22 protein-coding genes are annotated in these 23,786 nt (G+C 65.8%); 13 read left to right on the top strand and 9 right to left on the bottom strand.

Annotation, left to right across the window (positions count from 1 at the left end; translation table 11 throughout):
- Positions 1-13: 13 nt before the first annotated feature.
- The gene (locus ACE10Z_RS11295; RefSeq protein ID WP_375787986.1) at positions 14-937 is read right to left on the bottom strand and encodes a LysR substrate-binding domain-containing protein; all 924 of its coding nucleotides are present in this window, start codon (positions 935-937) and stop codon (positions 14-16) included.
- 152 nt (positions 938-1,089) lie between these two features.
- Here ACE10Z_RS11295 and ACE10Z_RS11290 point away from each other — a divergent pair, with 152 nt between their 5' ends.
- The 4 genes from ACE10Z_RS11290 to hisC all read left to right on the top strand — a co-directional run bounded on the left by ACE10Z_RS11290 (position 1,090) and on the right by hisC (position 5,410).
- On the top strand, positions 1,090-2,259 hold the full coding sequence (locus ACE10Z_RS11290) for an acyl-CoA dehydrogenase family protein (protein WP_375787985.1): 1,170 nt from the start codon (positions 1,090-1,092) through the stop codon (positions 2,257-2,259).
- Between the two features lie 11 nt (positions 2,260-2,270).
- The gene (locus ACE10Z_RS11285; protein WP_375787984.1) at positions 2,271-3,371 is read left to right on the top strand and encodes a CaiB/BaiF CoA transferase family protein; all 1,101 of its coding nucleotides are present in this window, start codon (positions 2,271-2,273) and stop codon (positions 3,369-3,371) included.
- A gap of 27 nt (positions 3,372-3,398) precedes the next feature.
- A complete protein-coding gene (locus ACE10Z_RS11280; RefSeq protein WP_375787983.1) occupies positions 3,399-4,253 on the top strand; it encodes a MaoC family dehydratase N-terminal domain-containing protein in 855 nt (284 codons plus the stop codon).
- Positions 4,254-4,357: 104 nt separating this feature from the next.
- The gene (gene hisC / locus ACE10Z_RS11275) at positions 4,358-5,410 is read left to right on the top strand and encodes a histidinol-phosphate transaminase (RefSeq protein ID WP_375787982.1); all 1,053 of its coding nucleotides are present in this window, start codon (positions 4,358-4,360) and stop codon (positions 5,408-5,410) included.
- Positions 5,411-5,441: 31 nt separating this feature from the next.
- On the opposite strand, the gene ACE10Z_RS11270 is transcribed toward hisC, so the two are convergent.
- Genes ACE10Z_RS11270 through ACE10Z_RS11255 form a run of 4 tightly spaced genes read right to left on the bottom strand, consistent with a single transcriptional unit; the run spans position 5,442 to position 8,448 of the window.
- A complete protein-coding gene (locus tag ACE10Z_RS11270; RefSeq protein WP_375787981.1) occupies positions 5,442-5,735 on the bottom strand; it encodes a putative quinol monooxygenase in 294 nt (97 codons plus the stop codon).
- Between the two features lie 36 nt (positions 5,736-5,771).
- The gene (locus ACE10Z_RS11265; protein WP_375787980.1) at positions 5,772-7,139 is read right to left on the bottom strand and encodes an epoxide hydrolase family protein; all 1,368 of its coding nucleotides are present in this window, start codon (positions 7,137-7,139) and stop codon (positions 5,772-5,774) included.
- Positions 7,136-7,786, bottom strand: a complete 651-nt coding sequence (locus ACE10Z_RS11260; protein ID WP_375787979.1) for an isochorismatase family cysteine hydrolase — start codon at positions 7,784-7,786, stop codon at positions 7,136-7,138. The genes ACE10Z_RS11265 and ACE10Z_RS11260 overlap by 4 nt, the downstream gene beginning before the upstream one ends.
- Before the next feature lie 56 nt (positions 7,787-7,842).
- Positions 7,843-8,448 carry a VOC family protein gene (locus ACE10Z_RS11255; protein ID WP_375787978.1) on the bottom strand — a complete coding sequence of 202 codons (606 nt, stop codon included), beginning with the start codon at positions 8,446-8,448 and terminating at the stop codon, positions 7,843-7,845.
- 122 nt (positions 8,449-8,570) lie between these two features.
- Between ACE10Z_RS11255 and ACE10Z_RS11250 the strand changes: the two genes are divergently transcribed.
- The 4 genes from ACE10Z_RS11250 (at position 8,571) to mdlC (ending at position 12,487) form a co-directional block, all read left to right on the top strand.
- The gene (locus ACE10Z_RS11250) at positions 8,571-9,068 is read left to right on the top strand and encodes a helix-turn-helix domain-containing protein (RefSeq protein WP_298367306.1); all 498 of its coding nucleotides are present in this window, start codon (positions 8,571-8,573) and stop codon (positions 9,066-9,068) included.
- Positions 9,069-9,177: 109 nt separating this feature from the next.
- The gene (locus ACE10Z_RS11245) at positions 9,178-9,561 is read left to right on the top strand and encodes a tautomerase family protein (protein ID WP_375787977.1); all 384 of its coding nucleotides are present in this window, start codon (positions 9,178-9,180) and stop codon (positions 9,559-9,561) included.
- Positions 9,562-9,690: 129 nt separating this feature from the next.
- Complete coding sequence (blaBJP, locus tag ACE10Z_RS11240) at positions 9,691-10,578, top strand: BJP family subclass B3 metallo-beta-lactamase (protein ID WP_375787976.1); 888 nt, start codon at positions 9,691-9,693, stop codon at positions 10,576-10,578.
- Between the two features lie 280 nt (positions 10,579-10,858).
- Positions 10,859-12,487: a benzoylformate decarboxylase gene (gene mdlC, locus ACE10Z_RS11235; RefSeq protein WP_375787975.1), complete on the top strand. Its 1,629-nt coding sequence runs from the start codon at positions 10,859-10,861 to the stop codon at positions 12,485-12,487.
- 258 nt (positions 12,488-12,745) lie between these two features.
- Here the strand turns inward: mdlC and ACE10Z_RS11230 are convergent, their stop codons facing one another.
- On the bottom strand, positions 12,746-14,293 hold the full coding sequence (locus ACE10Z_RS11230; RefSeq protein WP_375787974.1) for a 4-hydroxyphenylacetate 3-hydroxylase family protein: 1,548 nt from the start codon (positions 14,291-14,293) through the stop codon (positions 12,746-12,748).
- Between the two features lie 82 nt (positions 14,294-14,375).
- On the opposite strand from ACE10Z_RS11230, the gene ACE10Z_RS11225 reads away from it, so the two are divergent.
- The gene (locus ACE10Z_RS11225; RefSeq protein WP_375787973.1) at positions 14,376-14,996 is read left to right on the top strand and encodes a TetR family transcriptional regulator; all 621 of its coding nucleotides are present in this window, start codon (positions 14,376-14,378) and stop codon (positions 14,994-14,996) included.
- Positions 14,997-15,111: 115 nt separating this feature from the next.
- Here ACE10Z_RS11225 and ACE10Z_RS11220 read toward each other — a convergent pair whose 3' ends face one another.
- Both ACE10Z_RS11220 and ACE10Z_RS11215 read right to left on the bottom strand, forming a co-directional pair.
- Entirely contained in the window at positions 15,112-15,906 is a 795-nt protein-coding gene (locus ACE10Z_RS11220; protein WP_375787972.1) for an SDR family oxidoreductase, read from the bottom strand.
- 225 nt (positions 15,907-16,131) lie between these two features.
- A complete protein-coding gene (locus ACE10Z_RS11215; protein WP_375787971.1) occupies positions 16,132-16,827 on the bottom strand; it encodes a hemolysin III family protein in 696 nt (231 codons plus the stop codon).
- Between the two features lie 199 nt (positions 16,828-17,026).
- Between ACE10Z_RS11215 and ACE10Z_RS11210 the strand changes: the two genes are divergently transcribed.
- Together ACE10Z_RS11210 and ACE10Z_RS11205 are read left to right on the top strand one after the other, a co-directional pair.
- A complete protein-coding gene (locus ACE10Z_RS11210) occupies positions 17,027-18,490 on the top strand; it encodes a YcjX family protein (protein ID WP_375787970.1) in 1,464 nt (487 codons plus the stop codon).
- On the top strand, positions 18,487-19,518 hold the full coding sequence (locus tag ACE10Z_RS11205) for a YcjF family protein (RefSeq protein ID WP_375787969.1): 1,032 nt from the start codon (positions 18,487-18,489) through the stop codon (positions 19,516-19,518). Before ACE10Z_RS11210 ends, ACE10Z_RS11205 begins: the two co-directional genes overlap by 4 nt.
- 164 nt (positions 19,519-19,682) lie before the next feature.
- On the opposite strand, the gene ACE10Z_RS11200 is transcribed toward ACE10Z_RS11205, so the two are convergent.
- Complete coding sequence (locus ACE10Z_RS11200) at positions 19,683-21,248, bottom strand: glycosyltransferase family 39 protein (RefSeq protein WP_375789807.1); 1,566 nt, start codon at positions 21,246-21,248, stop codon at positions 19,683-19,685.
- Positions 21,249-21,461: 213 nt separating this feature from the next.
- Here ACE10Z_RS11200 and ACE10Z_RS11195 point away from each other — a divergent pair, with 213 nt between their 5' ends.
- Both ACE10Z_RS11195 and ACE10Z_RS11190 read left to right on the top strand, forming a co-directional pair.
- Positions 21,462-23,198, top strand: a complete 1,737-nt coding sequence (locus ACE10Z_RS11195) for an adenylate/guanylate cyclase domain-containing protein (protein WP_375787968.1) — start codon at positions 21,462-21,464, stop codon at positions 23,196-23,198.
- Positions 23,199-23,362: 164 nt separating this feature from the next.
- Entirely contained in the window at positions 23,363-23,590 is a 228-nt protein-coding gene (locus ACE10Z_RS11190) for a hypothetical protein (protein ID WP_050404118.1), read from the top strand.
- Positions 23,591-23,786 lie beyond the last annotated feature (196 nt).

Here is a 23,786-nt window from a genome sequence, read left to right as displayed (position 1 = left end):
TGCGAAGCCGCGCTCAGGCGAGCTGGATATCCCAGAGCCCCTCGGCGCGGCACGCGGCGACCTCGTCGCGCAGCAATTTGGCGATCAGCGTGATCGCATTGGAGCCGGGATGCTCGACAGGCGAGGCCAGGGTCAGCTCGCGCCGCGGCGCCGGCCGCGCGATCGGCGCGGTCTCGAGCCGGCCGTCGGCGACCTCGCCGCGCACCGAGGACGGCGGCAGCATGGTGTATCCGAGCCCCTCCTCGACCAGGCTCGTCAGCACCCGGAACGAATCCGCCTCGAGCTTGACGTCGAGCGTGACCTTCTTCTTCGCCGCCGCATGCTCGATCATGGCGCGGAGCCCGTGCGAATGACTTGGCAGCACCAGGCGCTGGCGCAGCAGCCAGCCGATATCGACCTGCTTCTTGTGCTTCAGTCCGCTGCCGCGCGGGCCGACCGCGACGATGCTATCGCGGCCAAGGCTCTGCACCGCCAGATGCAGATCGACCGACGGGCCGTAGATCACCGCAAGGTCCATCTCGCCGCGATGCAGCCACTCGATCAGATGGCCGCTGTAGCTCTCCACGATGCAGAGCGAGATGCCGGGATAGCGTTCCACCGTGCGGCGCGCCAGCCGCGCCGAGATCACGCAGCTCACCGTCGGCACCAGCCCGAGCACGACGCGCCCGGATGGCGCGCCGCCCGCGGACTGGATGTCGTCGCGGATCTGGTCGATCTGCCGCACGATACCGCCGGTGCGCGCCAGCAGCAGCCGGCCGGCATCGGTCAGCACCATGCCGCGGCCGTTGCGCGTGAACAATTCGGTGCGCAGCTCATGCTCCAGCAGCTTGATCTGCCGGCTCAGCGCCGGCTGCGCGACCCGCAAGGTATCGGATGCCTTGCTCAGACTCCCGAGTTCCGCGACGCACGCAAAGGTCCTAAGCTGGCGGAAATCCATACTTGCCAATCCTGGAAGGCAGGTTCATACGCTATAAAAAAACAGCATAGGGAGTTTACCGGGACCCCACAACAGCGGGCGTTTTCCTCACGCGAACCGGTTTCCGCTTCGCTCGACAACGCTCTGGCGCAACCTCTCGGCAAAACGAAATCATGACCGCACACGAACAACACACCGACGACCACACAGACATCCGCGACGCCGTCGCAAAGCTCTGCGCGCAGTTTCCCGGCGAATACTGGCGCAAGCTCGACCGCCAGATGGCCTATCCGAAGGAGTTCGTCGATGCGCTGACGGAGGCCGGCTATCTCTCGGTGCTGATCCCCGAGGAATATGGCGGTGCGGGCCTGAAGCTGTCGGCCGCGGCGGCGATCCTGGAAGAGATCCAGCGCGCCGGCTGCAACGGCGGCGGTTGCCACGCCCAGATGTACACGATGGGCACCGTGCTGCGGCACGGCAACGACGCGCAGAAGGCGAAATATCTGCCGAAGGTCGCGACCGGCGAATTGCGGCTGCAGGCGTTCGGCGTCACCGAGCCGACCAGCGGCACCGATACCTCGTCGCTGAAGACCTTCGCGCGCCGCGACGGCGACCACTACGTCGTCAACGGCCAGAAGATCTGGACCAGCCGCGCCGAATATTCCGACCTGATGATCCTGCTGGCGCGCACCACGCCGAAGGAGCAGTCGAGGAAGCGCACCGACGGGCTCTCGGTGTTCATCGTCGACATGCGCGAGGTGAAGGGCAAGGGTCTGGAGATCCGCCCGATCCGCACCATGATGAACCACGCCACGACCGAAGTGTTCTTCACCGACATGAAGGTGCCGGCTGAGAACCTGATCGGCGAGGAAGGCAAGGGCTTCCGCTACATCCTGTCCGGCATGAATGCCGAGCGCATCCTGATCGCGGCCGAGTGCATCGGCGATGCCAAGTGGTTCATCGCCAAGGCCACCAACTACGCCAAGGAGCGCAGCGTGTTCGGCCGGCCGATCGGCCAGAATCAAGGCATCCAGTTCCCGATCGCGAAAGCTTACGCCTCGATGCGCGCAGCCGAATTGATGGTGAAGGAAGCCACCCGCAAATATGAAGCGGGCCTCGACTGCGGCGCTGAGGCCAACATGGCCAAGATGCTGGCGGCGGATGCGTCCTGGGAAGCGGCCAATGCCTGCGTGCAGACCCATGGCGGCTTCGGTTTCGCCGAGGAGTACGACGTCGAGCGCAAGTTCCGCGAGACGCGGCTCTATCAGGTGGCGCCGATCTCGACCAATCTGATCCTGTCGTTCGTCGCCGAGCACGTGCTCGGCATGCCCCGCTCCTACTGAGTTCTCAGATCATGCTGCCGCTTGAGGGATTGACCGTCATCGCCGTCGAACAGGCGGTTGCCGCGCCGTTCTGCTCGTCACGCCTGGCGGATGCCGGCGCCCATGTCATCAAGATCGAGCGGCCGGAGGGCGATTTCGCCCGCGGCTACGACGCCGCGGCGAAGGGCCAGAGCAGCTATTTCGTCTGGCTCAATCGCGGCAAGGATTCCGCCGTGGTCGATCTCGCCACCAAGGAAGGCCGTGCCCAGCTCGAGGAGCTGATCGCGGGCGCCGACGTGCTGCTGCAGAATTTGAAGCCGGGCTCGATGGACAAGCTCGGCTTCTCGCGCGAGCGGCTGCGCAAGGCCTATCCGAAGCTGATCATGTGCACCATCACCGGCTATGGCGACACCGGCCCGTACGCCGATCGCAAGGCCTATGACCTCCTGATCCAGGCCGAGAGCGGTCTCGCCTCGATCACCGGCGGCCCCGAAGGCGCCTCGCGCGTCGGCATGTCGATCGTCGACGTCGCGACCGGCGCCACTGCGCATGCTGCCATTCTCGAGGCGCTGATCGGCCGCGGCCGCACCGGAGATGGTGCCGATATCCGCATTTCAATGTTCGATGTGATGGCCGACTGGCTCACCGTGCCGCTGCTCAATGCCGAGGACGGCAAGTCACCGAAGCGGATCGGCCTCGCCCATCCCTCGATCGCGCCCTACGGCGTGTTCCGCTCGAAGGACGGCAAGGAGATCCTGATCTCGATCCAGAGCGAGCGCGAGTGGAAGACGCTGTGCGCCAAGGTGCTGGGCCAGCCCGGCCTGCCCGACGATCCGCGCTTTGCCAACATGGTCGAGCGCGTGCGCAACCGCGCGCTGACCGACCAGATCGTCAGCGACAGTTTCGGCAAGCTGACGCGCGAGGACTTGCTGGGCAAGCTCGCCGAGGCCGACATCGCTTTTGCCGAGGTCAACAGCATGGACGACCTCGCCAAACATCCGCATCTGCGCCGCATCGAGGTCGACACGCCGAACGGCCGTGTCAGCTATCCGGCGCCGGCCGCGATCGTCGTCGGCGAGGACAGGCACTACGGCAAGGTGCCCGCGATCGGCGAGCGCATCAAACGATCCTGAGATCCCTCCTACCCGGGCAACCCAGTCATGACCGATAAACTCGACCTCGATCATCTCCGCCAGTGGATCGGCAAGACCATCGAGGCCTCCGACGTCGTCACGAAGTATCTCGTGATGGGGCTGCGCGCGACGCTGTTCCAGGAGATCGGCGAGCCGAAGGTCGGCGACGCCGCGCCGTGGACCACGCATTGGTGCCTGGCGCAGCCGGTGTTTCCGATGTCGCAGCTTGGCCCCGACGGCCACCCGACCCGCGGCGGCTTCCTGCCGCCGGTGCCGCTGCCGCGCCGGATGTGGGCCGGCGGCGAGCTCGAATTCTTCGACGCGCTGCGTATTGGTGATGAAGCCAAACGCACCTCGAAGATCGCCGACGTCACGGTGAAATCGGGCTCGACCGGCACGCTGTGCTTCGTCTCGGTCCATCACGAGGTGACGACCTCGCGCGGGCTTGCGGTCCGCGAACGGCAGGACATCGTCTATCGCGAGATGACGAGCACGCCGTCCGCCGCACCCGCCAAGGCGCCGCCGCCTCCCCCGGCCGCGCAGCATCGCGAGAGCCACGTCTCCGATCCGGTGCTGCTGTTTCGTTATTCGGCGCTGACCTTCAACGGCCACCGCATCCACTACGATCGCGACTACGTCACCAAGGTCGAGGGCTATCCGGGCCTGATCTTCCACGGCCCGCTGCAGGCCTCCTTCATCGTCGAGCTCGCCGCGAAGCTCCGCGGCGGCAAGCCGCCGAAGAAGCTCACCTATCGCGGCGTGCAGCCGCTGTTCGAGGGCAGCGAGTTCTCGATCAATGCCAACGAGAAGGACGGCGGCATGGAGCTGTGGACCGCGAACGCCGAGGGCCAGCCGACCATGAAGGGCACGGCGACCTGGTAAGGCACCAGCGCGACGCAGATCGGAATGCGAGGAAACAACGAGGCGCTTTCATCAGCGCCTCGTATTCCGTATTGTGACCGCATTCATCCCAGGATCACGAGATCATGAGTCGCTTCTGGAGTTCGGTCGTCCACAATCTGTCGCCCTACGTGCCCGGCGAGCAGCCGAAGATCGACGGCCTCATCAAGCTCAACACCAACGAGAATCCCTACCCGCCCTCGCCGCGCGCGGTAGCGGCGATCGCCGCGACCACGGATCGGCTGCGGCTCTATCCGGACCCGCGCGCATCCGCGCTGCGCGAGGCGATCGCGACGCGCTATGGCGTCACCGCTGACGAAGTGTTCGTCGGCAACGGCTCGGACGAGGTGCTGGCCCACGCCTTTCCGGCGCTGCTGAAGCACGATGCGCCGCTGCTGTTCCCCGACATCACGTACAGCTTCTACCCCGTCTATTGCCGCCTCTATGGTGTCGGCTACGAGGCGGTCCCGCTCGATGCCGCGATGCGGATCAACCTTGCCGACTACCGGCGGCTGGGTAGCGCCATCCTGCTGTGCAATCCCAACGCACCGACCGGCATCGCGCTGCCGCGCGCCGCGATCGAGGCGCTGGTGACCGAGCATCCCGACCGTCTCGTGGTGGTCGACGAGGCCTATGTCGACTTCGGCGCCGAAAGCGCCGTGCCGCTGGTCGCGCGCCATGACAATCTCCTGGTGATCCAGACGCTGTCCAAATCGCGCGCACTGGCGGGACTGCGCGTCGGCTTCGCCATCGGCCAGCGCCCGCTGATCGAGGCGCTGGAACGCGTCAAGGACAGCTTCAACTCCTATCCGCTGGATTGCTTCGCGATCGCGGGTGCAGTCGCCTCGATCGCGGACGACGCCTGGTTTGAAGAGACCCGGCAACGCATCATCAGGAGTCGCGAGGCGCTTGCCCGCGGCCTCACCGAGCTCGGCTTCGAAGTGCTGCCGTCGCATGCGAACTTCGTGTTCGCCCGCCATGGCGCCCATCGCGGCGCGGATCTCGCCGCAAAACTGCGGGAGCGCGGCGTGCTGGTGCGGCATTTCCAGAAGCCGCGGATCGATGATTTCCTGCGCATCACGGTCGGCACGGACGATGAATGCGGCCGCCTGATCGGCTTGTTGCGTCAGATGGTCTGATCCCCTGCGACAAAGCCGGCGACAAGGTCGTCTACTCCGCGGGCGTGCACCGCGTCGCTGATATCTTGATGCCGAGCCCCGCGGACTCCTCGCGAAACTGCGCGATCGAACGCGCATTGCGATGCGCCTCGAACGCCGCGTCATCCTGGTAGACCTCGTAGATCAGGAGCTTCGCGGTATCCTCGCGTGGCACCAGGATATCGAAGTGCAGCGTGCCCGGTTCATCCCTGAGCGAACGGGCGCCGTGCGCCGACAGCAGCGGCAGCACCTGATCCCGCTTCTCCGGCGCGACCTCGACGGTGGCGATGAGTGCGAGTTTCGGCATGATGAATACTCCTTTCGGTCCCTTTGAATGTTCAGATCAGCTGCGCAGCGGCCGAAACGCGTCCCGAACCTCTCGGCTGAAGATGTCCGGCTGTTCCCATGCGGCGAAGTGACCGCCGGCTTCGGCCTGATGGAAGTAGATCAGCTTGTGGTAGGCCTTTTCCGCCCAGCTCCGCGGCGCCACAAAGCTCTCGCCGGGAAACGCGGTTACGGCGGCCGGGATCGTGACATTGGCGGGCAGATAGAGGTTGGTCTTGTTCTCCCAGTACAGGCGGCCCGACGAGACGGCCGTGTTGGTCAGCCAGTAGAGCGTGATGTTGTCGAGCACGTCGTCGCGGGTCAGTGCGCCGGCGGAATGCCCGTTGACCGCGTGCCCGAGCACGGCTGATTGCATCGCGGAGGCCGGCTGGGCGTAGCCGTCGCCGTGATCGAGCAGCCAGGCGGCAAGGCCGGCCGGCGAATCCGCAAAGGCCGCGAGCGACTGCGGGCGCGTGCCCATGATCTGCGCGTAGGCGCGCCGTTTCGCGAACTGAAGCTTGATCTGGTCGAAGGCGTGCTGCTCCTCCGCGGACATGTTGTCCGGCGCAGGGCCGCCGGTGCTGACCGCCTTGAAGACCTCGGGCGGAACAACACCGGGCAGATTGACGTGGATGCCGAGCAACTCCGGCGCACCCAGCTTGGCCATCTCATTGGAGACCGGCGAACCCCAGTCGCCGCCCTGCGCCACGAACTTGCCGTAGCCAAGCCGCTTCATCAATTGAACCCAGGCCTGCGCGATGCGCTGGGGATCCCAGCCGACCGTGGTCGGTTTGCCGGAGAAGCCGTAGCCCGGCATCGACGGGATCACGAGATGGAACGCATCCGACGCGCTGCCGCCATGCGCGGTGGGATCGGTCAGGGGGTCGATGATCTTCATCTGCTCGATGACCGAACCCGGCCAGCCATGCGTGACGATCAGGGGCAATGCATTGTCGTGCTTCGAGCGAACATGAATGAAATGGATGTCCAGCCCGTCGATTTCGGTGATGAACTGCGGCAGCGCGTTGAGCCGCGCCTCCACCTTCCGCCAGTCGTAGTCGGTCTGCCAGTAGCGGACGAGATCGCGCAGCATCGCCTGCGGAACACCCTGAGAGTCGTCATTGACGGTTTCCTTGTCGGACCATCGGGTCGCGGCCAGACGGCGGCGAAGGTCGACAAGGTCTTCCTCGGGAATGTTGATGCGGAATGGCCGGATCGCATCACTGCTGGCTGCCGCGGCGGGATGCGCGGGAAACAGGCTGGCGGCACCGGCAGCAGCCAGGCCCAGCGCCGCGCCGGTCAGCAGCCTGCGCCGGGTTTGGTCGATGGCCTCCTGGGTCGATTGGCCTATTGCGATTGCAGCTGGTGTCTTCGACGTCGTGGTCATTTGACTGTCTCCTTGGAATGAGAGGCTGCCGGCAACGCCGCGATCGCCTCCGCGGTTGTCAGGATGGAATGGGCGTAGGTCGGGCCATTCAGCTCGTGAGCGGCGTGCATCATGTCGTGCGAGAAGGCGGCGGTGGCATCGCGCACCAGCGTCACGTGGTAGCCGAGCTCCATCGCGAAACGGGCGGTCGACTCGATGCAGGTGTTGGCCAGCAGCCCGACCACGATCACATGCGTGATGCCCTTCTGCTTGAGCAGAAAATCGAGATTTGTGTTGGCGAACCCGCTCTGCCCCCAGTGCTCCTGAGCGATCAGATCGCCGGGCTTGGGCGCAAAGTCCGGATGCCAATCCCCGCCCCATTCGCCGCGCGCAAAGCTATGGCGCTGCATGATCAAGCGCTGGGTCGGATTGGGATGATCCCAATCCTCATAATCGCCCGGCTCCCAGCGGCGGTGCGGGACGATCACCACCTGGATGCCGGCGGCCCGGACCGCGCCGTCGAGCTGGCGCAGATTGTCGAGCAACCCGACCTCGTCGGCGATCGGCTTGATGCGCGGAAAGACCATGCCGCCCTCGGAGAGGAAATCATTGTAGGGATCGACGAGAAGCAGAGCGGTTCGCTCGCGTGGATAGGTGATCTGGGACATCGATCGCTCCTTGGGCATCAGGCGCCCGTTGGATTTGCTTCAATGACGCGCTCCGCTTACTCGGGCAGCGGCTTGCCGGCCTGTTCGCGGACGATGTACTCGGCGTACCAATCGGGCCAATTCGCATCGTGGCCGCCGGTTCGCTTCTCGTGCTCGCCATGGGCTGCTGCCGCGCGGCGCAGCGCGGCAGCGAGATCGGCCGATGAGGAGAAATTCGTGCTGTCGCCGTCGACCCGCCCGGGCAGGCGTTGCGTCACCTGCTGCAGCAGCCAGACGTTTCCGTCGGGATCGTTGAACGTGGCGAGCGACCCGTAGCTCGGTCGTTCCGGGTCCGGCCCCTTGATGCGGCCTTCCGCGCCGCGGTGAAACACCTCACTGACATCGGCGCCGCGCGCGATCAGCTCGGCGCGTGCCGCTTCGATATCATTGACGATCAGGAAGCGCGGCAGCGCGGATCCCGAGCCGAGATGGATCGAGGTCGGCGAACCCGGCGGCGTCAGTTGCACGGCGCGCGAACCGTCGGGCCTGACGAAATCGGCATCAAGCCGCCAGCCCAGGTCCTGATAGAAGCGCTTGGCGCGGTCGACATCCGAGACCGGAATGACGGCGACTTCGAGCTTCAAATCGACTTTGGCCGCTGTCGGCCCCTGTTCGGTGGTCATGGCTCGCTCCCTGGTGATGACAAACCGGCCCATCAACGGCCCATTGCATTTGCGACGATGCGGAGCCATATTGCTATGAAAATCATAGTAACAAGTCAGATGAAGAAAACGTGATGACCAAAATGAAGGACAACACGGCTGACCAAACGCTGTGCCCTGTCGCTCGCGCCGAAACCGTTGTGGGCGACCGCTGGACAGTACTTGTTCTGCGCGAACTGTTCGCGCGGAATCATCGCTTCGAGGAGATCCAGGCGCAGTCCGGCGGCACGCCGCAGATGATCACGGCACGGCTGAAAAAGCTGGAAGCGGACGGTCTGGTGACCCGGCGCGTCTACAACAAGCGCCCGCTGCGCCACGAATATCACCTCACCGAGAAGGGCGAAGCGTTCTTTCCGGTGCTGATGGCGCTGCGCGCCTGGGGCGAGACCTGGTGCAAGTCACCGCGGGAAGGCCGCGCAATGAACTACACCCATCTCGTCTGCGGCAAGCCGGCCGGGCTCGGTCCGGTCTGCGAGTCCTGCGGCGAGCCGGTCCGCCGCGCCGACATGGTCGGCGAACGGACGCCCAAATACCAAAGAGAGCGCGATGCGCGATGGGAGGCCTTCAAGGCGACCCGCTGAATTTCCGGACGCCGCCCGCGCTGGCGGACGATGCGAGAGCTCGCACCGTCGCAGCGTCTCGATCACACGGGGCCGATCCGGCCGAGCCCCGATAACACAGGAGACCACCATGCCATTCGTTCGTATCGACCTGAAGCGCGGCAAGTCCGCCGAATATCGCAAGACGCTGGGCGAGATCGTCTACAAGGCGATGCGCGAGGTGATCAACGTGCCCGAGAATGACAAGTTTCAGGTCATCACCGAGCACGATCGCGGCGACCTGAATTACGCCGACAGCTATCTCGGCAACACTTACAGCGACGATCTCATCTTGATCCAGATCACGCTGAATGCCGGGCGCACGGTCGAGATGAAGAAGGCGTTCTACAAGCGGATCGTGGACGATTTCCAGAGCCAGCTGCAGGGACGCCCGGACGATATCTTCATCAACCTGGTCGAGGTCGCCAAGGAAAACTGGTCGTTCGGCAACGGCATCGCACAATATGCGAGCTGAACGCGGAACAGGCATGCGCCGGACAGGCAGTGGCATGTCCGGCGGCCTGCCGTCCGTATCTTGCGATCGGCGTTACCGGCACGCATAGTGCGCTCCCGTGCGCAAACAACAACAAATGGGGAGGCAACCATGAGGACGATCGCAGCCGCGCTGTGCGCGCTCGCGCTGATCGCAACCGGGGCGCAAGCACAGACGCTCAAGGATTTCATGGCAACGGTCATGAAGAAATGGACCGCACCGTTCGAACCCTTCCAGCTGGTCGACAACATCTACTACGTGGGCACCGACGGGATCGCGGTCTATGTCATCAAGACGTCGCAAGGGCTGATCCTGATGGATACGGCGATGCAACAGTCGACCGGCATGATCAAGGACAACATCGCCAAGCTCGGCTTCAAGGTCGCCGACATCAAATACATCCTCAACACCCACGCCCATCTCGACCACACCGGCGGCTTCGCGGAGATCAAGCAGGAGACCGGCGCACAACTGATCGCCGGCGAGCGCGACAAGCCCCTGCTCGAGGGCGGCTACTATCCTGGAGACGAGAACAACGCCGATCTTGCCTTTGCGCCGGTCAAGGTCGACCGCACGGTCAAGGAAGGCGACAAGGTCACGCTCGGCGACGTGATGCTGACCGCGCACACCACGCCCGGCCATTCGCCCGGCTGCACCAGCTGGGAGATGACGGTCAAGGACGGCAACCAGCAACGCAACGTGCTGTTCTTCTGCAGCGGAACGGTGGCGCTGAACCGGCTGGTCGGCCGCCCGACCTATCCCGGCATCGTCGACGACTACCGCTCGACCCTCGCCAAGGTCAAGGCGATGAAGGTCGACGTCCTGCTCGGGCCGCATCCGGAGGTCTACGACATGCAGGCCAAGCGTGCGCAGATGAAGGACGGCGCACCGAATCCGTTCGTCAAGCCGGGCGAAAACGCCACCTATGTGGCAGGGCTGGAGCAGGATTTCGACAAGCAGCTCGCCAAGCAGACCGCCGCGCTCCAGAAGGCCAATTAGGGAGCACAGCGAAGCGTCATCCGTCATCCTGAGGAGGCCGCAACGCGGCCGTCTCGAAGGATCGACGGCCACCAGCGGGGCCACGCATCCTTCGAGGCTCGCTCCGCTCGCACCTCAGGACGACGTGGACTAACCGCCGACGCAATTTGTAGCCGTTGCCGCGGCAACTATGGGCGCAGCGGCTTGACATCGTCAGGCAATCCATCGAGAGGTGGATTGCCTTTCCGCCTTTGCCGCCCGCAATGACGGAACGTAACAAGAAAGCAATGGGAGCCGCCCGATGTCCTCGCGCAAACCCGCCGCCAGCAAAGGCAAGACCGTTACCGTCAAGGACGCCACCTTCGGCCTCCTGCGCGCATGGGGCATCCGGCGCGTGTTCGGCAATCCCGGTTCGACCGAGCTGCCGTTCCTGAGCGACTGGCCCGACGACATCGATTACGTGCTCGGCCTGCAGGAGGCTTCCGTGGTCGGCATGGCCGACGGCTATGCGCTGGCGACGCGCAATGCCGGTTTCGTCAATCTGCATTCGGCGGCCGGCGTCGGCAACGCGCTCGGCAACATCTACAACGCCTATCGCAACCAGACCCCGCTCGTGATCACCGCCGGCCAGCAGGCGCGCTCGATCATGCCGCTGCAAGCCTTTCTCTACGCCGAACGCGCCTCCGAATTCCCGCGGCCTTACGTGAAATTCGCGGTCGAGCCGGCGCGCGCCGAGGACGTGCCGGCGGCGATCGCGCGCGCCTATTATGTCGCGATGCAGCCGCCCTGCGGGCCGACCTTCGTCTCGGTGCCGATCGACGACTGGGCGCATGCGACGCAGCCGCTCGACGCGCGCCAGGTCAGCCGCGAGGTCGGCCCCGATGCGACCGCGATGCAGGCGCTGGCGGCCGCGCTCGGCGAGGCCAAGCGTCCTGCCCTCGTCGTCGGCCCCGCCGTCGATCGCGCGGAGGCTGTCGACCTGATGGTGAAGGTCGCCGAGAAAACCAAGGCCGCGGTCTGGGTCAGCCCGTTCTCGGCGCGCTGCTCGTTCCCCGAGCGGCACCCGCAGTTTGCCGGCTTCCTGCATGCCGCACCGGGCCAGCTCTCCGACGCGCTGCGCGATCACGATCTCGTCGTTGTGGTCGGCGCGCCGGTCTTCACCTTCCATGTCGAGGGCCATGCCGCGATCTTCGACGGCGCGACCACGATCTTCCAGATCACCGACGATCCCGACGCCGCCGCGATGACGCCGACCGGCCACAGCATCATTGCGACCATGAAGCCGGCGCTGTCGGCGCTGCTCGAGATGCTGCCGGAGACCAAGCGGGCAGCATCAGCGGGCCGCGTCCTGCCGCCGGCGCCCGCGGCCGGCGATCCGATCCCCGCCGAATACGCGTTGCACGCGCTCTCGGCCGCGATGGGACCGCACGATGCGCTGGTCGAGGAGGTGCCGTCGCATCGCCCGCTGATGCAGAAGGCGATGCCGATGCGCGGCCAGGACAGCTTTTACACGATGGCGAGCGGCGGCCTCGGCTACAGCCTGCCGGCCGCGGTCGGCATGGCGCTCGGCCGCAACACAGGGCGTACGGTCTGCCTGATCGGCGACGGCTCGGCGATGTATTCAATCCAAGCGCTGTGGACCGCCGCGCAACGCAAGCTGCCGCTGACGGTCGTCGTGATGAACAATTCCGGCTACGGCGCGATGCGTTCGTTCAGCCAGGTGATGCAGGTGCGCAACGTGCCGGGCCTCGACCTGCCCGGCATCGATTTCGTCAAGCTCGCCGAAGGCATGGGCTGCGACGCAACGCGGGTGACGAAATCAGCCGAGCTCGCGAGCGCCTACAAGCGCGGCCTGTCGCATCAGGGCACCAGCCTGATCGAGGTGATGGTCGATTCCGCGGTGCCGCTGCTCTACGCGCAGAAGGGGTGAAGATCGCGCTGATCAAGTGAGGGGTTCCCGAAAGACGTAGTGAGGGAGCCACCGGCGGCAGGGTTCCCTCCCCCCTTGCGGGGGAGGGTTAGGGAGAGGGGTGCCACACGGCACGCTCTCTCAAAAATGAGTCTCGACGTAACGCGATCGAGATTGCGAAAGAGAGACTCACTTCGATATCTTGCCCGGGGCTTACCCCTCTCCCCAGCCCTCCCCCGCAAGGTCCCCGCAAGGGGGGAGGGAGCCTGACGAGCGTGCTCACCTCACGAGATCAGATACCTGTTCCAGCACCCGCTCTGCCGGCGCCGGCACTTCGCAGCCGGTGGCGCAGCAGCGGCCGGGCTGCTTCGACACCCGCTGTCCCCCGTCGACGAGGCCGCGGCCGAGCAAATTCTCGACCAGCTCGGCCTTCTCCATCACCGGATAGTTGCGCCAGATCTCGCGCTTCATCGCCTCCGGCGAGCCGCCGCCGTGCAGCGAGATCACCGAGTACCAGCCGGCCTCGTGCGAGACGGTGAGGTCCTCGATCAGCCGCGCCACCTCGGCGCGCTGCTCGGCCGGAATGTCGGGCCGCCCGCCCATCACAGCGGCGAGCGAGGCGCGCGTCTCCGGATTGTGGTCCTCGTCAGGACCCGGCAGCGCGACGATCAGGCCGCCGGACACGTAATGCGCGACGCGATGCATGTCGTAGATCTTGGTCGCCAGCAGCAGCTTGCCGATGTTGGAGAATACCGCATCCGGCATCACCGAGCCGGCCGGATCTCTGGTGCAGTACACAGATGAGGCGACGCCGCAGGCATAGAAGCTCTCGGTGATGGTGATGAGCTCGACCATCGCCTCGCGGATATGGGCGTGCTTCTCGGCATCGAGCCCGTTGGCCTCGATCATCAGCGCGCCGGCGCCGATCAACAGATCACCGAAGCCGGCACGCGCGCCGATGCAGGAATGGCGGTGATGCGTGGCGTAGGACGTGGTGAGGAACCCGCCCTCCTCGGTCTCGCCGGCGAGGAAGACGCGGTCATGCGGCACGAATACGTCGTCGAACATCACGACGCCGACCGACTGGCCATACTTGGCCGAGAATTTCGCCGATGCATCGCCGGGCCGGCCCGCGGGGCGCGCGACGATGGTGACGCCGGGCGCATCGACCGGCACGGCGCAACAGACCGCAAAATCCTTGTCGGCAGGCACATGGGTGCGGCAGGGCATGACCAGGAATTCGTGCATGTAAGGCGCGCCTGTCACGATCGCCTTGGTGCCGCGGATCACGATGCCGTCGGGGCGGCGCTCCTTGATGTGGACATAGACGTCCGGATTGGCCTGCAGGCCCGGGCGCCTGGAGCGATCGCCCTTGGCATCGGTCATGGCGACGCCGAGCGTGAGGTCCTGGTCCTGCACCTCGTGCAGGTAATTGCGGAAGCGCTGGCTGTAGTCGGTGCCGTGGCGATCGTCGGTCAGCTTGGTCGCCTGATAGAGGCCGTTGAGCGCATCATGGGTGAGATAGCGCTGGGCGCAGCCCGATGTCCTGCACACCAGCCGCACCGCCTCGAGCTTGTAGAGCAGGTCCTGCGCGCTCTCATTGATGTGGAGCATGCGGTTGACGGTCTTGCCCGAGGTGCCCTGCCGCGCCGTCATGATCGGCGCGTGCTCGGCGCGATGCGCGAAATCATAGGTCACGCCGACCCCAGCCACGCCCGGCGCCAGCAACGGCTCGTCGGCAACGCTCGCAATCGCCTCACCGTTGACGAACACCCGCGGCTTGTAGCGGCGCAAGGATTCCCGGTAGTCCGCAGCCGTCATCAGCATGGCGCTTCTCCCTTGCTCATTTATTTTTACATTGTTAAATTATTGAACACTGTTAGAATTGAGTCAAGGACGGAATCGCCGGATGCAGATGCGCGAGAGCAGGAAGGAAGCGGTCAGCCGCCACAAGCGGGAGCTGATCCTCGATGCGGCGCGCAGCGTGTTTGCCGAGGAAGGCCTCGAGGGCGCGAGCCTGCGGGCGATCGCCACCCGGGCCGGCTACACCCCGGCGGCGCTGTATTTCCACTTCGATTCAAAGGAAGCGATCTATGCCGAGGTGCTGCGGCAGTCGCTGGCCGCGCTCGGCGAAGCCGTCAGCGCGGCGGTCGCGACCACGCGCGGCGCCAGGCAGAGGCTGCTTGCCGCGGGCATGGCCTTCTTCCGCTATTATGCCGACAACCCGCGGGACCTCGACCTCGGCTTCTATTTGTTCCGCGGCGGCATGAAGCCGGCCGGGCTCGGCCATGACCGCGACCACGCGCTGAACGCCGCGCTCGAGGGCGCGCTGCATCCGATCGCGGAGGCCGCCGAGGCGCTGGGCGCGTCGAGGCAGAAGGCCAACACGGTGATGGTCGACTGCTTCGCGCACGCGACCGGCCTCTTGCTGTTGCTGCACACCGGCCGCATCCGAATGTTCGGCGCCTCCGCTCCCGATTTGATGGACGCCTATCTGCGCGAGAAGATCGTACAACTCGCCAGGGAGTGAGCCTTACCTCACGCAATCTGCAAGAATCGTAGCCCGGATGGAGCGCAGCGCAATCCGGGATTCACCCAACGACGTTCGACCCGGATTACGCTTCGCTCCATCCGGGCTACCGGTCTCACTTCCCCTGTGCTTCCCGCATCTTGGCCTGGATCTTGGCCATGCCGCCGATCCAGCGGTCGTAGTTCTCGGTCTTCTTGCGCATGTAGCCGAGCACCTGTGGATGCGGCAGGATCAGGAAGGTCTCCTGCTCGATGCCCTTGAGCGCATCCTGCGCGACCTGCTCGGCGGAAAGATCGCCGTCGCCGGATTGCGGGCCCTTCGGGATCGAACGCAGCATGTTGGTGTCGACGCCCTGCGGGCAGAGGATCGAGACCTTGATGTTGTCGGCGCGGTGCGAGATCGCGAGGTTTTCGGCAAAGCCGACCGCGGCGTGCTTGGTGGTCGAATAGGCCGGACTGCCGACCTGGGACAACAGGCCCGCGGCCGAGATCGTGTTGAGGAAGTAGCCGCCGCCGCGCGCCTTCATGCGCGGCACCAGGTGCCGCGCCGCATAGACATGCGCCATCACATGGATCGCCCAGCTTCGGGACCACGGCTCGTCCGAGGTGCCGCCGGCATTTTTCGACAGCGGATCGAAGCCGCCCCCGATGCCCGCGTTGGAGCAGAACAGCGCGATCGGGCCGAACATGCGTTCGGTCTCGTCGACCACGTGCAGGATGTTCTTCTCCTGTCCGACGTCGCATTTGAACGCGGCGCCGCCGACCGAGGCCGCGACCTTCTCGGCCGCCGCATGATCGAGGTCGACCACCACGACCTTGGACGCGCCCGCGGCGTGGAACGCCTCGCACAGCGCCTTGCCGATGCCATTGCCACCGCCGGTGACCACCACAACCTTACCTGCCACCTGCATGGCTATCCTCCCGATATCTTTGCTTGCACACGTCGCTTTTGCTCACCCGCTCCTGCACGTCCCGTCACCCTGAGGAGCGCGGCACGCGCGTCTCGAAGGGTCGACGGCCACCAGCCGGGCCGTGCATCCTTCGAGACGCGCTCCGCGCTCCTCAGGATGACGGGACAAAGCGGAACGGGCGCATCACGAAGCATGATAGCCCATCCGCCGCAGATGGCGAGAACTTCAGCTCGCCAGCACGACGTCGAACACCGCCGTATAGTGGCAGGCGGCCCCGAGCAGCACGAAGCCGTGCCAGATTGCGTTCTGGAAGCGCAACCGCCGCCAGGAGTGGAAGATCACCCCGAAACTGTAGAGGATGCCGCCCGCCAGCACGAAGCCGAGCGCCTTCGCCGGCAGCGCCTTCACGACGGCGTCGTAAAGCATGATGCCGCTCCAGCCCATCGCGAGATAAAGCCCGACCGCGAGCCGGTCGAAGCGGCCGGGATAGGCGAGCTTCAGCCAGATCCCGACGATCGCGACACACCACACGCCGGTCAGCAGCGCGATCGCGAAGTAGCTGTCCTTCAGTTCCACGATGAACGGCGTGTAGGTCGCGGCGATCAACAGGTAGATCGCGGAGTGATCGAAGCGCCGGAGGATCCATTTGGCGCGCGACACCGGCCAGAGATTATAGGTCGCCGACAGCGTCAGCATCGCGAGCAGGCCCGCAACATAGACCGAGACCACGGCAATATCGAACGGGCCGGCATAGACCGCGGTCAGCACGATCAGCGCGGTGGCGGCAACCAGCCCGAAACAGACGCCGACGAGATGGACGACGCCGTCGGCGATCAGCTCGGCGCGGTCATAGTTCCACAGCGCGGCGCCGGCCGCGTGGATCGAGGACGAGGCAAGTTGCTTCAGGCGAAAGACCGTCATCAGGCTTTCCTGTGGGCCGATGGACCATGGGTAACGCGAGTGGTGCGACGCGTTCAATCCCGCTGCAATTCACTTGGCAATCCCTCGCCTGCAAAGGCGCCGGAAATGTGAAGCTTGATTTTGGCCCGATAATCGCCACCTTGCGGGTGTTCGCCCGCCCCTTTTGGCTCCTCCTGCCGGGTCTTTTCGTTAACCCTCCATGCCCCCCCGCTTCTCTGATATCGTCGAGGAAGCGCGTCTGTCGGCGCGGGCGCTGCTCGACTATAGCGAGGGCCTTTTCAAGCCGACGGTGCGGCTCGGCGTCACCGGCCTGTCGCGGGCCGGCAAGACCGTGTTCATCACCGCGCTGGTGCATGGCCTGACCCGTGGCGGCCGCTTCCCGGTGTTCGAGGCCTATGCCTCAGGGCGGATCGCGCGCGCCTATCTCGCCCCGCAGCCTGACGATGCGGTGCCGCGCTTTGCCTACGAGAACCATGTCCGCACCCTGATCGAGGAGCGGACCTGGCCGAGCTCGACCACCGACATCTCCGAGCTTCGCCTCGTGATCGAATATCAGCGGCAAAATGGCGCGGACCGCACGCTGACCCTCGACATCGTCGACTATCCCGGCGAGTGGCTGCTCGACCTGCCGCTGCTCAACAAGAGCTACGAGCAATGGTCGGCGGAGAGCCTTGCGCTGTCGCGCGAGCCGCTGCGCGCAAAGCTCGCGGCGCCCTGGCACGCGCATCTCGCAACGCTGAAGCCCGAGGCCAAGGAGGACGAGCAGGCCGCGCGCACCGAGGCAAGATTGTTCACCGATTATCTGCGCGCCTGCCGCGACGAGCGGTTCGCGATGAGCCTCTTGCCGCCCGGCCGCTTCCTGATGCCGGGCAATCTCGCCGATACGCCGGCGCTGACCTTCGCGCCGCTCGACGTGCCCGTGGACGGCAGCGCGCCCGACGGCTCGCTGTGGGCGATGATGCGGCGGCGTTACGAGGCCTACAAGGACGTCGTGGTGCGGCCGTTCTTCCGCGACCACTTCGCGCGGCTCGACCGCCAGATCGTGCTGGCCGATGCGCTTGCCGCATTCAATGCCGGCCCCGAGGCGCTGCACGACCTCGAGGCCGCGCTCGCCGGCATCCTCGACTGCTTCCGGATCGGCCGCGGCACGATCCTGAGTTCGCTGTTCCGGCCGCGCATCGACCGCATCCTGTTCGCGGCGACCAAGGCCGACCATCTGCATCATCAGAGCCACGACCGGCTGGAAGCCGTGCTGCGGCGGATCGTGGCCAAGGCCGCCGAGCGCGCCGAATATGCCGGCGCTGCCATCGACGTGGTGGCGCTTGCCGCGGTGCGCGCGACGCGCGAGGCGCAGGTCGCACGCGGCCGCGACCGGCTGCCGTCGATCCTCGGCACGCCGGCGTCGGGCGAACTCGCCAATGGCGGGACATTGGACGGCGAAACTGAAGTTGCGACCTTTCCGGGCGACCTGCCCGACAATCCGGAGGAGCTGTTCAACGGCGGATTCTGCGGCCTCTCGAGCGCCGGCGCCGAGGCCGCCGATTATCGTTTCCTGCGCTTCCGGCCGCCGAAGCTGGAACGAAACGGCGATGCGGAGCCCACGCTGCCTCACATCCGCCTTGACCGCGCCCTCCAGTTCCTGATCGGAGACAAACTGCAATGAACGAGAAGACGCCCCCGCGGCGGCCGGCGACGTTCAAGCTCGACGATCCCGGCGTGGTCGTGATGGATCCCGACGACAGCGGCCGCCTTACCCGCGGCACGATCCAGATCGTGCCTGAGGCCGAGCCCGCGCAGCTTCCGGTGCCGGTCGATACGCCGCTGCTGCCGGCACGCCGCGGCTTCCGCTGGGGCACGCTGTTCTGGAGCGCGGTCGCGGGCCTCGTGGTGCTCGGCACCGGGCTTGGCGTCATCAACCTGGTCGAGGATCTGTTCGCGCGCAACGAAGGCCTCGGCGTCCTCGGGCTCGGGCTCGCCGTCATCGCCACGGTGGCACTGGCCGTCGTGACCACGCGCGAGCTGGTCGGCCTGGCGCGGCTTGCGACCATCGAGAAGCTGCATCTGCGCGCCGCCGAGGTCTTGATCAGCGACGACCGCACCGCGAGCCGCGCGATCGTTGCCGACCTGCTCAAGCTCGCGCACCAGACCCCGCAGCTCGCCCGCGCCCGCAGCGCGCTGCAGAGCCACACCGACGACATCATCGACGGCGCCGACATGATCCGCCTCGCCGAGCGTGAACTGATGACGCCGCTCGACGAGGAGGCGCGGCGCCTGGTGTCGACGGCCGCGCAGCGCGTCTCGGTCGTCACCGCGGTCAGCCCGCGCGCGCTGATCGACGTGCTGTTCGTGTTCGTGGCGTCGTTGCGGATGATCCGGCAGCTGGCGCGGCTCTATGGCGGCCGGCCCGGCGCGCTCGGCATGATCCGCCTGCTGCGCCACGTCATCGCGCATCTGGCGATCACCGGCGGCATGGCCGCGAGCGACAGCCTGATCCAGCAGATGCTCGGTCACGGCATCGCGGCAAAGCTGTCGCAGCGGCTCGGCGAAGGCATGCTCAACGGCCTGTTGACCGCCCGCCTCGGCCTCGCCGCGATCGACGTCACCCGCCCGCTCCCCTTCAACGCGCTGCCCCGCCCGGCGCTGACCGATCTGGCAAAGGACCTGATCCGCAAGCGCGAGGAAGAGGAATAGCGCGCGGCGCGCCTGTGCGCACCACCTTCTCTCACAAAGGAAGCCTTTGAGGGTCGTTAGGCTGTACACGCCCCGTCATCCTGAGGAGCCGCGAAGCGGCGTCTCGAAGGATGCACGGCCCGGCTGGTGGCCGCCGATCCTTCGAGGCTCGCTCCGCTCGCACCTCAGGATGACGGGGTAGGAGACGGGTGCACGTTTCCGTCCGTCGTCCTGGCGAAAGCCAGGGGAGAAGGAAGGCGCATCGCCAGCACGCGCCAGCGGAAGAACGTGGTGTCCGGCGGCGGCGACAGATCGGGTGTCCAGCCGCTGATCTTCTCCAGCGCATAGGTGTCCATCACCATGCCGCGCCAGCTTCGCGTCACGCGCTCCAGCGGCTGGCGCACCGCTGATGTCTCGCTCCACAGCGGCAGATTGTTCTCGGGCTCGCGCCCGACATAGATGCCGATGTGATCGCGGATCTTGCTCATGCCGGGATCGGCAAAGCCCTGGAAGCGGCCGCGCTCGTTGACCTCGACGACCGGCACCCGCCCGCGCAGCATCCAGCGCAGCATCGCATAGGTGCGATAATCCGTGGTCGCGACCCAGGTCGCGCCGGTCGCCTGCACCTGCGCCAGGGTGCGCGCAGCTACCACATCATAGCCTGCCTCGGTGCCGATCGGATCGGTGCGACCGATCAGATTCCACGGCGCGAACATGTAATAGAGGAACACACAGACGACGAAGACGATGCCCGACGTGATCGCAGTCCGCGCCCAAGAGACCGTCGATTTGATAAGGCCGGCCGACCAGCCCTCGAACGGCATCCGCGTGACATTGATCGCAACCGCCGCAAAGCCCGCCGGCCACAGAAACATCGGCCAGGTGTCGCCGACCCGCAAGGTCAGCGACTTCCAGAGGAAATAGGCGAACGGCACCAGCACCGCGGTTGCGAGCAGGATCGCGACCGGCTCGCGCCTGACATAGCCGCGCCATGCCGTCAGCACTGTCCCGAACAGCGTCACCGGCAGCAGCACGAAGCCGACCAGGCCGAACTGCATGCCGATGAACTCGCCGAGCGTACGCAGCGTGAGATCGCGCTCGACGGTGGCGCGCACCGCCTGGAAGCGGAACGAAGCCCAGTCATGCTCCGCGTTCCAGATCAGCACCGGCGAGAACACGACGATCGCGATCAGCGCAGCAAGGTAAGGATACGGGCTGCGCAGCCAGCGCCAGCGCCAGTCCGGCACCAGCGCAAAGGCGAGCACCGCCGGCGCGAACATGATCGCGGTGAATTTCGACAGCAGCGACAGCCCGGCAAACAGCCCTGCGGCGAGCCACCAGCGCCCGTCGTTGCTTTGCGCGAGCCGCACCAGCGACCACAACATTGCAACCGAAAATGGGATCAGCGCCGTGTCGGGCGCGACCTTGGCCATTAACAACCCGTAATAAAGCGCTGCCTCCGGCAACAGCAGCGCCAGCATCACGGCACGGACATTGTTCGATGTCACGCGGCGGACGATGTCGGCGAGCAGGAGCTGGGTGGCCAGCATCGCCACGATGCCACCGAGGCGGACGCCGAGATTGGTGTCGCCGAGGATAGCTGTGCCAAAACGAATGAACCAGGCAACCATCGGCGGATGGTCGAGGAAGGACAGCACGTTCTCCTTCGACCAGGTCCAGTAATAGGCCTCGTCGGTACGCAGATCGAGCGCATAGGCATAGACCAGCCGCATCGCGGTCATGGCTGCCATCACGGCGATGACGCCACGCCAATCCGGCGCGCGCGAACGGGCCGGCTTAACGCTGATGTTATCGGTTCCGGATTCGGCTTGGGCTATCGTCACGGCGCTTTTTGTTCGACTCTTAACGGAGTGTCAACGTGACGGCCAGCTACCGCGGCCCGTCCGGGCCCGCGGTGGTGTTCAGCGCGGGAATTAAGCACTAGAATTGCCGATATGAATCACATGGCCTCCGCTTCGCGCGAACATTTGCAGGAAATGGCCCGCGGCATTGGCCAGCGGCAGGTTCGCCTGGTCACGGGAGCGATCATCTTCGCCTACCTGGTCAGCCATTTCCTCAACCACGCGCTCGGCAATATCTCGACCGAGGCGATGGCGATCGGGGTGCACTACCACACCGAATTCTGGCAGTTCCTGCCGGTCGCGATCGTGTTCTACGGCGCCTGCCTGGTGCATACCGGGCTCGGCATCTGGGCGCTGTATCAACGCCGCGAGTTCCACTGGAAGGCGATCGAGCCGCTGCAGCTGGTGCTCGGCCTGAACATCCCGGTCTTCATCATCATCCACATCGTCGGCGTGCGGCTCGGCCAGACCCTGTACGGGCACGAAAAGCTCTACCCGCAGGAGCTCTACACCTTCTTCATCGCCTCGCCGGTCCGGCTGTGGTTGATGTTTGCGGTGCTGCTGATCGCCTGGGTGCATGGCTGCATCGGGCTGTATTTCTGGCTCCGGCTGCGCGCGTTTTTCCGGTGGGCCGCGCCGTTCCTGCTGGCCACAGCCGTGCTGATCCCGACGCTGGCAATGCTCGGCATCTATCAGGGCGGCCGCGCCACGATAGAGGACTATCAGGATCCCGACTGGCGGCGCGAGGAGCTGTCGGCGCAGAAGCTCGGCACGGCGGCCCAGGCTGCCACGCTCGAGAAGATCACGGGTGGCCTGACGTTCGGCTATCTCGGCCTGCTCGCCCTCGTGCTGCTGGCGCGGGGCGCGCGTGCCCTGCTTGAGCGCCGCGGCGGCACGATCGCGCTGTCCTACGGCAACGGCCGCACGCTGCGGGTGCCGAAGGGACTGAGCGTGCTGGAAGCGAGCCTGCGCTACAACGTGCCGCATGCGAGTGTCTGCGGCGGCCGTGCGCGCTGTTCGACCTGCCGCATCCGGATCATCGGCGATCACGCCGCCCTCCCCGAGCCTTCCCCGCGCGAAGCCTTCGTGCTGCACCGGGTCGGCACCGACGATCCGTCGATCCGGCTGGCCTGCCAGCTGCGGCCGACTGGCGACCTGACCTTCTTCCAGTTGTTCCTGCCGCACACGATGTCGGCGAACGCGCACGCCGCCAATCCGACGCGGGTCGGCCAGGAGCGTTATCTGGTCAGCATGTTCGTCGACATGCGCGGCTCGACACAGCTTGCCGAGAAGCGGCTGCCGTTCGACACCGTGTTCATCGTCAACCGTTTCCTCGGCGCGGTGTCGCAGGCGGTGCTGGAAGCCGGCGGGCGGCCCAACCAGTTCATCGGCGACGGCATGCTGGCGCTGTTCGGGCTCAGCACCGACCGGCAGGTGGCCTGCCGCCAGGCGCTGCGCGCGGCGGCGCTGATCGCAGCCAATATCGACGAGCTGAACCAGTTTCTCAGCCATGATTTGCGCGAGCCGATCCGCTTCGGCATCGGCATCCATGGCGGCGAGGTGATCGTCGGCGATATCGGCTATCGCGACCATATGGTGTTCACCGCGCTCGGCGACGCCGTCAACGTCGCGGCACGGCTGCAGGACATGACGAAGGCGCTGGCCTGCGAGGCGGTGATCTCCGACGAGGTGCGCGTCACTGCGGGCCTTGCCGACGATGCCCTGCCGGTGCAGCAGGTCGCGATCCGCGGCCGCAACGAGCCGATGACCGTGCGCACCGTCGAGGCGACGCGCGTCCTGTCCACGCTGGTCGACGACCGGCGTGCCGTCGCGGCCTGACCCGTTCATCTTCCCCTTCACCCGAATGTGACCTGCCGCACATCCGAAGCTGCGCTCAGCAGAGATGCTCGAACGTGCCCGGTGCCGGATGCGACTGACTGGCGATGGGCAACACCAGCAACCGCGCCGCGACAGAGGTCAACGCGCATCTGAAGGAGACGACCATGCTTCGCAAAGTCACGCTTGCTCTCGCGACTGCCGCAACGCTTGCTGCCGCCGCGCTGGCGCCGACCTCGGCTTCGGCCAAGCCGTTCTTCTGGCATCCGTATCACCATCACTTCTGGGGCGGCCCGGGCATCTCCGTCGGCTTCGTCGATTCAGGCTGCTACGTCACCCGCCTGGTGCTGACGCCCTACGGCTATCGCTATCGCACCGTGAACGTCTGCTACTGATCGAACCTTCGTCTTGATGGAAATGCCCCGGTCGCCGCATGCGATCGGGGCTTTTCGTTGTTGCGACGCAACGCTGCGAAAGCTCAATTGACTTGGGATTGTCAGGTGCGACATTTGTCGCCGCGCGCATTCCATGATGCGAAGGCGCGCAAGCCAAGGTGAGCATGGTGATGACCAGCTCACGACAGAACAGCTT

The sequence above is a fragment of the Bradyrhizobium sp. Pha-3 genome, assembly GCF_042258615.1.
Taxonomy (GTDB): Bacteria; Pseudomonadota; Alphaproteobacteria; order Rhizobiales; family Xanthobacteraceae; genus Bradyrhizobium.
The sequence above is the reverse complement of the archived record's forward strand: the minus strand, read 5'-3'. Positions and strand labels throughout refer to the sequence as shown.